This window comes from Raoultibacter timonensis (genome assembly GCF_900240215.1).
Lineage (GTDB): Bacteria > Actinomycetota > Coriobacteriia > Coriobacteriales > Eggerthellaceae > Raoultibacter > Raoultibacter timonensis.
Genome location: NZ_LT964679.1, coordinates 2,114,268 through 2,129,548 on the forward strand (window position 1 = coordinate 2,114,268; position 15,281 = coordinate 2,129,548).

Genomic DNA, 15,281 nt, shown 5'->3' on the forward strand with positions numbered 1-15,281 from the left:
CCTTTCGCTCGGATGTAACTTTGAGAGAACGTTCCTTGTCTTGTTTCGGCTTACTGCTCTTCGGCAGCCTTCTTCTTGGCCCCGAGCTTCTTGCCCTGATCGGGAATCAAGAACATAAGAATGCCTCCGACGACCAGATACACAGCCGCGATGGTGAAGAGCATTTCGAAGTTCGAACCGCCGCCGGCCAAAGGAATGGTTATGTTCGTCAGGGCAAGCGAAGCGCCCGCCAGAACGAACGTCTGAACCAAGCCGCCCGCCGTAGCCGCCTTCTCGCGCCCGTAAATCATGACGGGCCACGTGAAGATCATCGCGAGCAGCGCACCGAGGCACCAACCGGTGATGAAGTACACGACGTACATGATGACGCCGACCGGCATCTGCCAGCCGAAGTAGATGCCGAGAGCGGTGATGACGGCGTAGATGACGATGACCGGACGGTAGGCCTTGATGGCTTTGACGATGAGCGGGGTCACGACCGAACCGATACCCATGCCGATGGTGATCGCCGTTGCGAAACCGCCGGCGGCAACCGGATCGAGACCGCGGGCGTTCACCAGCGACGCGTTCGTAAACGCCATCAGCGGCACCTGGGCGGCCATGAGGAAAAACGCGCCGCCGCACAGTACCCAGATCCACGGCGTCTTGATGATCTCGACGAGACTCTTGAGAACCTTTCCGCTGTCTTCGCCCTTGGCTTTGTCTTCCGCCGCCGCAATCTCATCGGAGCGCTCTTTGCCGAACAAGAACCAACCGATGAAGAACACCGCGGATACCACAGCCGTCACGATGAATGCGAACTCGATGGAGGGCATGAGCGACGTCAGGCCCACGCCGAGCGTATTCGCAACCGGCGTGGTCGTGGTGGCTATGCCGACGGCCAGAGCGATCGTGGCAGGCGGGAACCAACCGCCGAGGATCTTGGCGCGGTTAACGGCCATGAACATGCCCGTGAAGCCGCAGAACATGTTGGAAATGTACTGCGCTTCGAACGAGAAAGCGAAAATACGCGCAACGGTCGCAATCAGAACCATGCCGGCTGCGATGAGCACGATGTTTCGGGTTCCGATCTTGTCGGAAAGGATGCCCGACACGAAAGCGAAGAAGATTCCGATGAACTGCGAGGCGGAATAAATCGATGCATACTGTTCGGGCGTGAAGCCGTAGTGCTCCATGAACTGCACAGACATGCCTGCCAGCTGGTTCTGCGCATACGACGCGATAAACACGCCGAGCCAGACCAGCGCCAGGACGATGGCAGCCTGGACGTTCTTGTTCTTCAGTGTGAACATACACAACCCCCTTTGTTGTGGGATGCATGCAGCCAGAGCGCTCATGCGCTTTATCTGCATACGTATTCCTTATTCCAGAAGATCCCCTGAATTAGCTGTGTGCAGTACGAATCGCCGGCCAGCTCGAGGTACGCATCCTCATCGTTCAAACCGCCTCGTCCAAGGAGGTGCGCACTCGCTTCCTACACTGTTTGCATTGTATGAAACGAAGCGAGAACCGCGCATTGGCGAAGATTACAAATTAGGGGGCATTATTTGGAAAAGAGGCTAGGAGCGCAGGTCAAGCTACAGGTGGTCTTCAAGGAGCAATCGATGGTAGTCGAGTATCATGCGGCTTCTGAGCGACGGGGACTCAAACGAGATGTCGAAGCGCTTTTCCAATCTCGATATATGGTACAGAACCGTGTTCCGATGGACATGTACGAGCTTCGCCGTATCAGTCGCGTTGCGGCCGTTGTTCAAATAGACCCAGACCAACTTAGCGATTTCGGTACCGGCGGCTTTGTCTTCTTCGGCGAGCCTTTTCAAAATGCTGTGGTCGAAAGAAAACTCCACGAGATCGGAGTCGCAACCCTCGGTCAGAATGTAGTATTTCAGTATGTGCTCGAACGCGTAGCAGGGAATATCGGCAAACCCGTACAGCGCCTCGAATTCGTTTCTCAACGGAGCGCGCATCGCATACGCTATCGACGCCTGGCGATGAGCGAGCTCGATATCCCGCACGTCGAAGAACACCTGGGAGGCGCCTGCGGCGATTCCGAACGGTTTGTATATGTGTTCGTCCACATCGCTGTACACTCCCCTGCCGGACAGTGCCGCTTCGCTTATCGAGGCGGAGTAGAGCAAAACGAGCAGATCGCCCTCGTGCATGAACGGGTACACGAACCCGTTGTTGAGGTTTTTTGCAGCCTCGATCACGTGCGAGCGCTCTTGGAACGGCTTCCGGGAGCTGAACTGGAAGCGAAGCAGCCTGAACTGCTCGGATGCGGGAATGGCTGTTTTCGCCAACTGCGCATCGATGTAATCCTCGGTCATCGGCTCTTCGTCGATCAATCCCGCGAGGACCCGATGCCACGGCGATTCGAGGTTGACGGTCGTTTTCCAAAAATCGTTGCATATCGAAATGACGCGCCTCATGAACTTCAGGAAAAGATCCCGCAAGCTCTCTATCGAACCGTTCTCGCATACGAGAACGACGTGGAACAGGTAGGCGTTGTCGATAAAAACCGGGTAGTGCAATGCAGGGTGCCGATGCCTCTCGTTCGGCCCGCAGAATACCAGCCGGCTTTTCTCCCCGACGTTTGCCAATACCTGTTCTTCGATCTCCTTCACCTCGTGCTCGCTGTAGCAGTTGTTGTCAACCAGGTACCGATACCCCTCTTCGGGAGGCTCGATGCCGCGCGAGTAAGCGATCAGGTTATACCCCGTATCGGTAATGCACACGAAGTTGCCGAGCATATCCTCGCTGAGAGAGATCAGCCGATCGAGCCGTCCGCGGTTGTATACGACCCGATCCATTTCGTTTTCCCAAATGAGATCGTTCACGAACAACGATTGGAGCTTCGAATCGTACGAGTAGAACCTCTTGTTCTGCTTCACGATCACAACGCGATTGCGACGGCTCTTGAGAGTTGCCCAATCAGGAACCTGCTCCTCGTCGGTCAGCACGACGCAGAAGCTGCTCGGATTATCGTCGAGAAGGCTTTCGGCTATCTCGTCATGGCAGAGAAACAGAACATCCCTGCGATGACTCCAATCGAAATACTTCCTTTTACTCGGGATGGAAGCATACCAGGTAAACCGCTTCGAGCAGCTTTCCGGCACATGAAGCAGCTCGAACCCTTTGATGGCTTCCAAAAGCATGTTGTAACTCACGTCGCCCAGCCGAAGCGCCGACCCAGCACCGAATCCAAACGACGTGCCTTCATCGTCGTGAAGGGGAAAATCGTTGCGCATCGCCTACCTCCCCCAGAGATGTTGATTGCGATTGCATGGTGAAACTTGGAACAGGATACCCAATACCCGATAGCGCCGCAAGCGTAAGCCGAAAGGTACGGTTTACCTAACGGGCGTGCGAATCGGACGGTCTCACCCCGAAAAGCGATTTCCCGAACGCGCAAACCAGTCGGACCCCGCAAGAAAGCAGCTTCTTGCGGGGTCCGACGCTATTGCGGTAGTGCTGTTCCTATTGGCCGGGAGCCTTCGGCGCACTGGGAGCGCCGGGTGCCTTCGGGGCACCGGGGACGCCAGGCGCACCAGGGGCCTTGGGCGCACCGGGGGCACCGGGGACGCCGGGCATACCGGGAGCAGGCGTAGCCTCCGCTCCGCAGTTCGGGCACTTGTCTGCCGTAGGATCGACCTCTGCTCCGCACTTGGGGCACTTAACGGGGCCGGCTTCGATAGTGGGTGGTCTGAAGCACATATCGTTTCCTTTCTCTCACAAACTACTTTTTCATTATGCTCACAACATCTGCATCGCGTCTTCGAATCGTCGATATCCGCACAAACCATGCATAGGCTGTCGCACGCTCGCTGCCATGCGGTTGCGGGCAACCAATCCCGAACCGTAGCAACTGCACATTATTCTTCCAGAGGAAGCGTTGGTTCGCATCCCACGATTTGCTTGATACCGGCCATGAGTCCTCAGACTAGATGTCTGATTCTTCCTCATACTGAGGTTCGTATGAGGGAAAGGACTACTGGTTTCAGCCTAATCTCCTAAATGCGATCCGAAACGTCCGAACGAGTCTTTAGCCTCGCAACCAAACGTGACTCAACAGAGCAAACCATGGGTTCGAACGAGTAATTGCAGAGGGGCCTTTGAGCCGAACGATGGAAAGCTTCGCCATCGTTCAGTGTTATGAAGGAGCCCTTCATGGACAAGGAGGAAGCACGTGCTCCGTTCGCCTACCTGCTTTCCAAAAGCGATTTCAGCCGCTCTGGATAGGGCGACAGCAAGCGGAAAGTCAGGAATCTGCATCTATATGCCGTCTTCCGCGTAGGGCGATGGAGACGAGTCCGCAGTGAAAGAATTGCATGAATAGGGAAGCGCCCGAGGCCGAAAAGGCCTCGGGCGCATATCGACATGTTTCGAAGTAGCAGAATCGAGAAAAGCCGCCAACCGCTACACGACGTAGAACACAGAGGGATTGGTACCGGCTTCCGGCATGTAGACCTCCGCCTCAAAGTCGGTGATCATCTTCGAAATCTCGCTATCGGGATCATCGATATCGCCGAAGTAGCGCGTGCGGGTCGGACACGCCGCCACGCAGTACGGCAGCTCGCCATCCGCTACGCGGGTAGAACAAAAGTCGCATTTTCCTGCAATCCCCTCGTCCTTGACCACGACAGGAATCTCATACGGACAGGTAACCGCACAATCGCCGCATCCGATGCAGAGATCCTTGTCGATTGCCACTATGCCGGTTTCGGCATCCTTCGCGATCGCCCCCGTCGGGCAATTCGCGAAGCAGACCGGGCTCTCGCAATGGTTGCAAAGCGTCGGACGGAACTTCATGGTAACATTCGGAAAGGTGCCCGTCGCCTGGTAGAGAACATCCCCATCCAAGCTGATTACGTGGCTGTAAAACGCATCGTCGCTAACCTGGTTGGACATTTTGCAGCTGACCACGCAGGTCTGACAACCCGAGCAGTAGCGCGTATCGATAAGCATTCCGTACGTCATCGTTGCCTCCTTACGCCTTCTCAACTTGAATGCGGACGTCGTTGAACGGGCTGCTGGTAGCACTTATGAACTCCTCAACCGCGTTCTTGGTGTAATGCGTCAGCATCTGGTAGTGACCCTCGATAAACTGCTCGGGCGTCCAACCCTGCGACATGCCGGTAGTGCCCGGGATGATGCCATCCGAAACGAATGCGCGAAGCTTCATGGATCCGCGATCGTTGAACGCACGGACCACGTCGTCGTGAGCGATTCCGCGCGCATCGGCGTCAACGGCGTTCATCACCAGATACGGCTCGGCCTCGATAGCCTTGATGGCCGTAGGCAGCATACCCTGCGTATGCACAGCGGCGCGGCTGTGCCACTGTATGAACTGCAGGGGGTAGGTGTCCTTGAAGGCGTCTTCAGGGTTGTCGTCGACGCGTTGGCATGTCGGGACCTGCTCGCCGAAAGGAACCAGATCGTCTCTGTAGAATTCGATACGTCCGGTGGGCGTGCTGAACTTCTTGTCGCCGAACGGGTAGGAGGGTCCGTACACTCCGTCATCGCGAGCGAAGATGCCGGTCTTGAGCATCTCGTCCATGTCGAAAGACTCCATGCCGGGATGCTCGCTTCCCCCCAGGAACGTACGCACCCATTCCTCGTCCGTCTTGCTCCAATAATCGCCAACGCCTAGCTCTTTGGCGAGAAGAGAGAAGATTTCGCAGTCGGACTTGCTTTCGCCCATGCGTTCGATCTGCGGCTGATTCATACGTACGAACGGGCCATCGTTGGTCACGTCCCAGCACTCCCAGTAGGTGGCAACGGGCAGCACAATATCGGAGTACTCGGTGGTCCAGGTCCGGAACGGGTCAGCCGTCACGATGAAGTCGATGGCCGGGAACACCTCGTTGATGATCTTGTTGGCATCGGGACTCTGGTTGATAAAGTTCGAGATGGCAATGTAGAGAAAGTCCACCGGCACCGGATTACCCGTGAGGGCGGCATCGTAGAATTCGGAAGACTTGAACGCGTTGCCCGCGATGAGCTCGTCAGCCATGAGGCTGTAGGGTCCGAGCAGTACTTCGTAGAAAGCACCGAAAGCGTCGGATTTCTCACCTACGTCGTACCATTCGCCATCGTTGAAAATGGAACCGGCGCTGATGAAGTTCACCGCATCGCCCGTCGTAGCAATGGGAACGCCTAAATGCTCGCGACCCACGCCGCCCCCAGACTTGCCGATGTTGCCGCAGACGGCACCCAATGTGACAGCCGCGCGCGAAGTGGCATAGGTATAGCGGGTGCGGTTCGTGCCCTGTGTTACCTGGATACCCGCTGGCGTAGCCTCCGCGTATTCTAGGGCAAGCTGCTGAATAACCTCAGCGGGAACGCCCGTCACCTCGGCCGTGCGATCAATCGGCCACTTGGCAGCCTCAGCCATCAGATCGTCCATAGCGGGATGGCAGTTTACACCATCAACGTTGAAAGAACCCGTGAGCGCAAGGGTGCTTTCGGGACCAGAAGTCTGATCGTCCTTGCCTCCGGCATCTGCAGGGTCGATCTCGACCACGGAATTGCTTGCAGTATCCCAAGCGCAGTACGTGCCCTCAGACGGATGTAGGTACTCACCGGTCTCATCGTTGACCAGCAGTGGGGCGCACGTGTAGTTGGCGAGATAGGCCTTGTCATGCAGGTCGTTCTGGAAGATGAGGTTCATCATCGCCAGAATGAGCGCGGGATCGGTGCCGGGATTGATGGGGACCCATTGGTCGGCCATTGCGGCCGTTGAGCTCAGGCGCGGATCGACAACTACCAGTTTGGTGCCCCGGCGCCGCGCCTCGGCGATATGGCGAGCCACGGGCGTGTAGGTGTCTACTTTGTTGGCACCGAAGAACAACAGGAACTTCGAATTGTACCAGTCTTCGCCATCATGACCGGGAGCCGGGTCGCCGCAGGTCATGAACATGCCGATCGACTCGCCGTGGTCTCCCATGATGTGTTCGGGCTCCCAAGTAGAGGCGCCGATGTTAAATGCGAAACGGTTAACGGACTGGTTCGCCAGCGTCGTCAGGTTTCCGGTCATTCCCCAGAAACTTGCCGCCTGCGGGTTCTTTTCCATGACGGCTTTCAGCTTCGCGGAAATCTCTTCGATGGCTTCATCCCAGCTGATCTGCTCGAACTGGCCAGAACCCCGCTCGCCCGTGCGCCTCATGGGATGCAGGATGCGTGCGTTTTCGTCCTGCACCTTCTCAACGAACGCCATGCAGCGCGCGCAAGCGTTGCTGTTGCCGGGGCGATTGGGTAGCGGACCCGGCTCTACGCCGATGATCTTGCCGTCCTTGATCTTGCCCTGCAGATAGCAATACGAGCAGTTGTACCCGCTGGCAACGCCCACCGTTTTCACGGTGGCTTCTGCAGCGGTTTCTGCGACCTTCCCAGTCTGGTCTGCAGGTTGGCAGCCGGCAAGCGCCAAACCGGCAACTCCGGCTGCCGCAGCGACAAAACCCCTTCTGCTCATGTCCATCTTGAAAGAATTGAGACTAACATCGCTCATAAGACCCTCCTCCTCACTAACGCTCTCCCTAGCGCCCACTCGTCGGAGACAGGTTACCAACGCAGCCAATGCCAGATATTAAGGAACCCATTAAGAAATATTACGAATTATTAAGACCGCGCAAAGCATTGGACTTGCCGCACCCGAGATGGCCTTGCCGCCGTTCACACAAGACGGTAGCCATACCCCCATTCGGTTAGCAGATGATGCGGTTTAGCCGGATTCTCCTCGACCTTTTCCCTGACCTTGCGGACCACCACCGCAACGACGCCGGAATCACCTATATAGTCTTCTCCCCATACACCCTGCAGAAGACGCACGCGAGAGATCGCTTCCGTCGGATGCTGTGCAAGAAATGCCAGCAGATCGAATTCCTTTGCCGTGAGAGACACCTCCGCACCGCGGACGACCACGGTTTTCGAGCTTAGGTCAACGGAGAGATCGCCCAAATCGATTACGCCTGGATTCTTTCTTTCCACTGGAAATGCATCGCGTCGGCGTAGGCAGGTCCCTATCCTCATGATCAGCTCTTCGGGCTCGAAAGGCTTCGTCACGTAATCGTCTGCCCCCAGCTTGAATCCCATGCCCTTATCGACCAGATCACCCTTCGCTGTAAGAAAGATCACAGGGACCCTGATATCAACTTCGCGAATCGCCTCGCAAACCTCGAAACCGTTGAGTCCCGGCATCATGATATCCAAAACGACCAGATCGGGAGTTGCGTCTTGGAATAACCGCAGTGCCGACTCACCATCGGAGGCGGTATCAACCCGATAGCCGTTCTTCTCCGCATAGTATTTGACTACCTTGAGCACGCTGGGCTCATCGTCGGCCACAAGAATCCTGTTAGACATCATCCTCTCCCCCCTCGGATACCACCGCAACATAGGGAAGGACGACCGTGAAGATGCTGCCTTCCCCGACCGTGCTCTTTACTTGGATGGACCCGCCATGCAACTCCGCGTATTCCTTCGCCAGAGCAAGCCCAAGACCACTGCCGCTCGTAGGTTTGTCCATATGATCGCTTGCCTGCACGAATTCCTCGAAGATTGCGCGCTGTTCCTCCTCCGGTATGCCCGTACCGTTATCGATAACGCGGAACCTTACGGTTTCGTCCTTCTTGCAATGATACGATTCGATGATGACGTAGCCATTGCTGGGCGTATGCTTGATAGCGTTGCTGATCAGGTTTTCCAAGATATGGGACAACTTGACCGAATCCGCAAGAAACAGCGGCATGTGCTTCGATCTGAAGAACGATAAAGCGAGATTACGCTCTGCGGCTAACGACGTCAGGGATGATTCCAGATGATAGAACACCTCATCGGTATCGACCACCTGCATCTCGAACGAAGCCCTGCCCGCCTCGAGTTTCGCTGATTCCAGGATATTTTCGATAAGCCTCAGAAGGTCACGCGAGTTGCTGGCAATGGACTCTATCGCATCTGCATTCAAGTCGCCTGCCGAACCACTCGCTTCGCGAAGGATATTCGCATATGCGATAATCGCCGTGAGGGGCGTCTTGAGTTCATGACTCATCATGGTGAAGTAATGCGACTTATATCGGTTGTCCGCCTTCAGGCGCCCGTTCAGAGCTTCCAACTCCTCGGCCTGCGAGACCAGAAGCACATTTGCAGACTCCAAGTCAAGGGTTCTCCTCTTGACCTCCGATTCGAGTCCCAGATGAACGGCCTCGAGCTTCTTCGAGGCATCATTGAAGAAAGAGACCAGGCTGCTTATCTCCCCTTTTGCTCCGATCGCATCGGCGTTCAACCGCTCGTACGATCGATCGGTGCCGGATCGTTCGATTGCACGTTCCAGCTTACCCAGCGGCTTTGATACGTATTTCTGGGTGAACCAGTAGCTAGCCAGTATGCATCCCGCCGACAGCACCACGAGGAATATGCCCTGCAACAACGCATTTTCGAAGTAGTTCTGCTCGAACTGTCCAACGGGCGTGGCTATGCTGATGATGCCCACCAGATCACCGTCGACGAAGCCCTCTTTCGGGTATCCCGTCTCGTCGATTTCTCCGGCGATACCCCCATGGCAGCTCTCGCACGTGCCATCCATACGCAACGGAGCGGCGTATCGGAAATAGCCCTCCTCGGCTCTCACCTTCCCGAAAGCCGTGTACTCTTCGAGGCTCGGATCGTCCGCAAAGGCAACGAGCGCCTCCGTCTCGAAATCATCAGCGCGATTCTGTTCGCTTCTCGGATTCAGCGCAGCATAGCTGATGATGTAATCGGTACGTTTCGAGAACAGCGCACCAACAGACAAGCCCGCCTTGGAGCAATAGAGTCCCTTCTGGTTGTAGACGCCATCCCTGTCATAGTTGATCCTGCTCTGATTGACTGAGATGAAATCCCAGATAGCGCTCATGTTTTGAGAGAGGATATAGGCCTGATCCCGCATGGTGTCTTCAGCCTGCTTTCGCTGAAGAGAGGAGCTGAGGGCGATGTTCACCAGCAGCAGCACCACGATGATGGCCGTAACCGGCAATGCCAGATGGTAATGAAGTCTGCGCTTCTTCAATCGAGCAACCCCGCTCCCTTCGACCCTTTGCCCCTGCGCGCAGAATGACAGATATGAAACGAGAGGTCAAGGAAAAGGCATACCGGGTACGAACCTCTTGTGCAAGCAACTCTTGGTAAGAAGCTACATCAAGGCAGACGGGGCGCTGCTTTTGGCTTTTTGTCCGGAGACTATCGGACGCTAAGGGCTCTTGCGTTACGCACAACACGCCCATACAAAGCACGACGACTTTGTAGGCGGACATATGCACGCGCTCCCACAGCTTGCAAAGTCTTTTCACAATCACATGCAGATACGTGCAATTCTGATCGCAATGAGCCAAACCCAGCAATCGACCTCGTTGATTTGACGACAAAGCGGGCAAACGCGAAAACCGTCTGCTAGCGCGCGTAGAGAAGCTCTTCGGTTTCCTTGATCGAACCGAGGTATTTGCGCGAGAGGTTCGAGGTCAGCGCCGCATGCACCGGCACCCCGAGAGCATCCTCCAAATCGCGGGCGAACCTATTAACGTCGAAGGCCGATCCTTCGTCGATCGCATCGACCCGCAATTCGACAGCGCTCGAGCCGTCGGCGGTTCCGGAAGCATAGGAACCGTGCAGCCAGACTTTGGCAACTTCGCATCTCGCTGCCGCAGTGCGCACCGCATCGCGCAGCTCCCAGTACGATAGACCGAACCGCGTGCTTTTCGGCGGCAACTTGAGATCGAACGGTAGCCCTTGCTGAAGCACAATCTGCGAATAAAGCGCCGCTATCGCCGCCGAATGGGATATGCCGAGGGAAGACAGAACGCTTTCCGCCTCCTCTTTCAGGCGGGCATCGAGCCGCGCGCTGACCGTTGTGTACATGGCATACCTCGCAATTTAATATATATTAGGTTTAAGTATTATATACGATTACAATGTATTACAGCTAAAAAACGTGTCATTCCGCAGTCCTTAGAATGGGCATCAGGTGATTTATCGACAATTTTTCGTTAAAACACACTATTCGTAGTGTACAAACGAATTATTTGCCACTATACTTAGTGCCATTCGGGCATCTTGCGGGTATGGTAGGTAAGCATTTATGCAAAAGCAGCGCACCACCGGCACCAAGCCACATAAACGGAACAGCGGGTCGTTCAGTCAACCCCACGGTGCATCGCTCGCTTCAAACCGCACCTGCCGCCCTCAACGCGACAGCGTCCCTCTCGCAGAGAATCCCTACATGCGCTCGTCGAGCTCCATCTATTCGGGCGGAGAGCGGGCGATATTCAGAAAGCAGGGTCAAACGCGGCGCAATGCGATCGTCCTGTGCATCATGGTGGGCATCTGCATCATCATGGCGGGAATCCTCATCGGGTTCTCGCTCGGCAAAGGCGCTGCACTCGCCGAAGCGGGCACCACGGCGAATCAGGGCGAAACCACCCCTGCCGTCGTTTCGCCCGACGAACGTGAAGCGGATCAACCTGCAGCCGCATAGCATCGCGTCGAACCCCGTGAACCCTTTGGCCAAGCGCCGATAAACCGCTTCGCGCTATCGGCTCAAAAGGCCCTCGTCCGCACGGGAACCATCGTTGAAGATCGAAAGGAGTTCTTCGCGCGACGACACTCCGAGCTTGCGATAGATGTTGCGAATGTGCGTACGCGCGGTGTTGTCGGATATGAACAGGGTTTTCGCAATGAAGGACGACCCGTATCCCCGACTCAGGTATTCGAGCAGCTCGCGTTCGCGATTCGTTAAGCCGCGCTCGACCGCCAATGCATCGATTTGCTGATGGCGGTATGCCTCGAGCAGCTCCGGATCAACCTCGACCGACGAGGCAGCGTCCTCTTCGTCGCCTAACCGGAAAAGCTGACGCCACGAGGAGTACCCTAGATTGATTATCACCACGGCAAAGTAACCGCATATCATTACCCAAACCACCGGGCCCATCGCATCCGACGAGGCAATACCTCCCCCCGCCGCCAAACCGAGCAGCGTTACCAAGTTACCCGAAAAGAACGCCGCGCCGAACACGAACGGCAGCGAGAACTCGCCCGCCGCCGCAATAGCGACAAGCGACGCGAGGGCGAAAAGCGAAAGGAACATCATGGGCGAGAAGATGACCGATGCGCCCAGATAGAAAGGCGAACTTCCCGCAGGAAACCCGCCGAGGATTATCGATACCGCTACGAATGCGGGGATCACGAGCTTTTCCACCAGCAGGACGAACGGCGTTTTATGCGGCATGAGACACACTGCGATCGCGATAACCGCCGCTATCGCACCGCCGATGAACTCGCTGCGCAATGTCGCACCATCCAAGCTGAACTCACAAGAGGCCGAAACGAAGATGCATACGAGAAAGCCGAGCAACGGCAGCCAGATGACCGAAAGCAGATTGCGAAGAGAATCTCCGAACCCGACGACGCCCGCGCCCGACGGAGCGTCGGATAGTGCCGCCGCCTCAAGACCGCGCGCTTCGCGCCCTTGCCCAGTCGATCGTCTATCGCCTGTTACATGAGGAGCGAGCCCACCAGCCACTGCACAGAGGACGAAAAGGATCGCAGCGGGAACCGCGGGCAGCAGCGACAAGCCCCAAGCCAGCAGCGATGCGCTGATGCAGGAAAGCGCCCCGTACAGCATCACGTTGCGCACATCCATCGCGTACCGTCCCATCCACGCCATGACGAGTGGCATCGAACTCACCCCGAGCACAACGCCCAAGCAGACAATCGCAGCGCCAAAGTCCCGTTCCGCGAGCAGCAGGACCCAGAGGGCGGCTTGCGACAACACGTACACCACGGCTGCAGCGCAGAGAGCGGCTCCGCCGAATCCCGCCCATCGGGGCTTCTTTACCGCATAGAGTCCGAGAACCACCGACAGCACCAAGCATGCCGCAGCCATGGCGAGCACGAGGCTATCGACTCCCGCAGCATTGCCGGACAGATCACGGATAATGCGCGCATTCGGAATAAAGAACGGCATCGATGCCAAAAAGGGACCGAGCAGAAGCAACGACGGCCGAAGCACAAGCTTGGATCGAGCGTTGAGGTACCGCAAAAATGCATGGCTGTCGTTCATATTCTCCTCCCGCGCAAATTGTACCGCACGAAGCCTCCAGAGAAACGATTTTGATGGCTCCGAAGACAATATACTGCAAAACGGTGATGCCTCTCACGCAACGCGATGATCGACCGCAGCGCACAACCAACGTAGGCTCGGATACGTTGTGCAACCGATCATCAAGGAGGAGATCATGACTCGATTCGATTCGGACGAGAACATCGCGCCCGAGCGCAGAGAAGGACTATCGCGCCGCGCATTCCTATCAGGAGCCGCCGCTACCGCTGTCGGCACAAGCGCCTTGGCCATGCTCGGAGGATGCGCCGCCCAGCCGGCAGCGAACTCCGGCTCGGCCGCCAATGCAGCCACCGGGGGCGCGGGCGAAGAGCTTGCCGTAAGCCCCACGGGTGCGAACTATCCCTGGCCGGCCAACCCGCCCGAGATCGCCGATGCGGATGTCGAGGAGGAGATCGACGTCGACGTAGCCATCGTGGGCCTCGGCGTTTCCGGCGTCGCTGCTTTTCGCGCGGCAGTCGAAGCAGGTGCGAGCGTAGCCGGCTTCGAGAAGGGAGCCGAACCGAGCGTGCGCTCGAGCCAGTACGCCTATCTGAACGGCTCGATGACCGAGCGGTTCAACCTCGGCACCTTCGATCTCGACGAGGTGATCAATCACGAGTTCACCGATTGCTCGAGCATCACCAACTATTCCATCATTCGCAAGTGGGCCTATAACTGCGCCGACGCATTCGATTGGTGGTGCGCCGGCGACGACGAGCTGTACTTCCCCGAACCCGGCGAGGTAATCGGCATGATGGGCGACCCCGATCATCCGGTAGCCGTCTCGTCGATGAGCGATCCATCGATCGACTACAAGAACGAAAACCAGGCAGCATACCCAGAGAACCTCTCGTTCACCGATCATCCGCACGTGGTGAACGCGAATCTGCAGAAAGGCATAGACAAGGGCGGCACGGCGTATTTCGGTCACTTCGCCGAAAAGCTCATCATGGAAGACGGAACCTGCACGGGCGTGTACGTGCGCAACGCCGACACGGGTCTGTATAAGAAGGTGAACGCCGCCAAAGGCGTCATCCTCTCGTGCGGCGATTGCGGTTCCAACCCCGACATGATGGCTTACTTCTTCCCCGCCGTCGTTGAGAACGGCAACGGCAACCCCTGGCCGAATATGGACGTCGAGGGAAATCGCACCAACACGGGCGATGTCTACAAGATGGGTTTTTGGGCGGGCGCTGCTTTCTCGCAGTACCAGGCGCCGATGGTGCACGTGATGGGCGGTCCGGGCGACACGGATGCCCAGGATGCCTCGATGGGCTTGACCGCGCCGCTTCTGCGCCTCAACTACCACGGCAAGCGCTTCCAGAACGAAGACGTGGCCGCCACCGAATGCGAATTCGCGTTCGACATGCAGCCCAAACGCAAGGCGTTCCTCGTCTTCGATTCCCACCTCGACGAGCAGCTTCCCCTCTTCATCAATACGTTCGCTTCGCCCCTGGAAGAATTCGATGCACGCGTGGGCGACGGAACCATCTTCAAGGGCGAGACGCTTGAGGAGCTGTTCGCCTCGATCGAAGGGATGGATGCCGAAGAGGCGGTGAAATCGGTCGAGCGCTACAACGAGCTGTGCGCTGCGGGATACGACGAGGACTTCGGCAAGAAGGAGAAGTACCTCCTTCCCGTGCAGGACGGTCCCTTTTACGCTCAACGCATGGGCGTGGGCCTGTGCCTGTGCACGATGGGCGGACTTTCCTCCGACGAAAACGCCCACGTGATCTCGACCGAGCGCGACATCATTCCGGGCCTCTACGTTTCCGGCAATGCCCAAGGCGATCGCTTCGCCGTCAAGTACCCCTTCAAGCTCTCCGGCACGAGCCACTCCATGGCCATGTACTACGGCAAGGTAGCCGGAGAAAACGCCGCGAAGGGCGTCTAGCGCATACCTGTCTCCCTCCCACGAAAGGGCCTGCGTTCAAAATCGAGCGCGGGCCCTTTCAGGTTTCTCTATCGGCATATCTATCAGGTAAAACAGGTTCCCTCACCCCTTTTCGGGTATAGTTCCTTCCGGCGTTTCAAGCCCGACAATACCCGCAATCGCGCGATGGCAGGCACGTTTTCGCCTCCTATAGTGAGAACCGTCCATCCGCCAGCCGAGCCTTCGGCGCGAACCAAGCGCTCGAAGAAAGCTCGGTCGACG

Annotated in this window: 11 protein-coding genes; 2 read left to right on the forward strand and 9 right to left on the reverse strand. The window is 57.0% G+C overall.

Annotated features, from left to right (window positions below):
* Positions 1-50: 50 nt before the first annotated feature.
* The 8 genes from C1722_RS09345 to C1722_RS09380 all read right to left on the reverse strand — a co-directional run bounded on the left by C1722_RS09345 (position 51) and on the right by C1722_RS09380 (position 10,887).
* Positions 51-1,292: an MFS transporter gene (locus tag C1722_RS09345; RefSeq protein ID WP_180995113.1), complete on the reverse strand. Its 1,242-nt coding sequence runs from the start codon at positions 1,290-1,292 to the stop codon at positions 51-53.
* A 285-nt stretch (positions 1,293-1,577) separates the two neighbouring features.
* Positions 1,578-3,248: a PucR family transcriptional regulator gene (locus C1722_RS09350; RefSeq protein WP_102378990.1), complete on the reverse strand. Its 1,671-nt coding sequence runs from the start codon at positions 3,246-3,248 to the stop codon at positions 1,578-1,580.
* 229 nt (positions 3,249-3,477) lie between these two features.
* Positions 3,478-3,714, reverse strand: a complete 237-nt coding sequence (locus C1722_RS09355) for a zinc-ribbon domain-containing protein (RefSeq protein ID WP_102378991.1) — start codon at positions 3,712-3,714, stop codon at positions 3,478-3,480.
* Between the two features lie 702 nt (positions 3,715-4,416).
* Entirely contained in the window at positions 4,417-4,977 is a 561-nt protein-coding gene (locus C1722_RS09360; protein ID WP_102378992.1) for a 4Fe-4S dicluster domain-containing protein, read from the reverse strand.
* 10 nt (positions 4,978-4,987) lie between these two features.
* A complete protein-coding gene (locus tag C1722_RS09365; RefSeq protein ID WP_102378993.1) occupies positions 4,988-7,507 on the reverse strand; it encodes a molybdopterin-containing oxidoreductase family protein in 2,520 nt (839 codons plus the stop codon).
* A gap of 164 nt (positions 7,508-7,671) precedes the next feature.
* Positions 7,672-8,343: a response regulator transcription factor gene (locus C1722_RS09370; protein WP_219724291.1), complete on the reverse strand. Its 672-nt coding sequence runs from the start codon at positions 8,341-8,343 to the stop codon at positions 7,672-7,674.
* Between the two features lie 10 nt (positions 8,344-8,353).
* Positions 8,354-10,042 (reverse strand): ATP-binding protein, encoded by a 1,689-nt coding sequence (locus C1722_RS09375; protein WP_102378995.1) that lies wholly within the window; start codon positions 10,040-10,042, stop codon positions 8,354-8,356.
* Positions 10,043-10,422: 380 nt separating this feature from the next.
* Entirely contained in the window at positions 10,423-10,887 is a 465-nt protein-coding gene (locus C1722_RS09380; RefSeq protein ID WP_102378996.1) for a type II toxin-antitoxin system RelB/DinJ family antitoxin, read from the reverse strand.
* A 361-nt stretch (positions 10,888-11,248) separates the two neighbouring features.
* Here C1722_RS09380 and C1722_RS09385 point away from each other — a divergent pair, with 361 nt between their 5' ends.
* Positions 11,249-11,503, forward strand: a complete 255-nt coding sequence (locus C1722_RS09385) for a hypothetical protein (protein WP_102378997.1) — start codon at positions 11,249-11,251, stop codon at positions 11,501-11,503.
* 54 nt (positions 11,504-11,557) lie between these two features.
* On the opposite strand, the gene C1722_RS09390 is transcribed toward C1722_RS09385, so the two are convergent.
* Complete coding sequence (locus C1722_RS09390) at positions 11,558-13,087, reverse strand: helix-turn-helix transcriptional regulator (RefSeq protein ID WP_102378998.1); 1,530 nt, start codon at positions 13,085-13,087, stop codon at positions 11,558-11,560.
* 175 nt (positions 13,088-13,262) lie between these two features.
* Between C1722_RS09390 and C1722_RS09395 the strand changes: the two genes are divergently transcribed.
* Complete coding sequence (locus tag C1722_RS09395; protein WP_102378999.1) at positions 13,263-15,020, forward strand: FAD-binding protein; 1,758 nt, start codon at positions 13,263-13,265, stop codon at positions 15,018-15,020.
* The last annotated feature ends 261 nt before the right edge of the window (positions 15,021-15,281 follow it).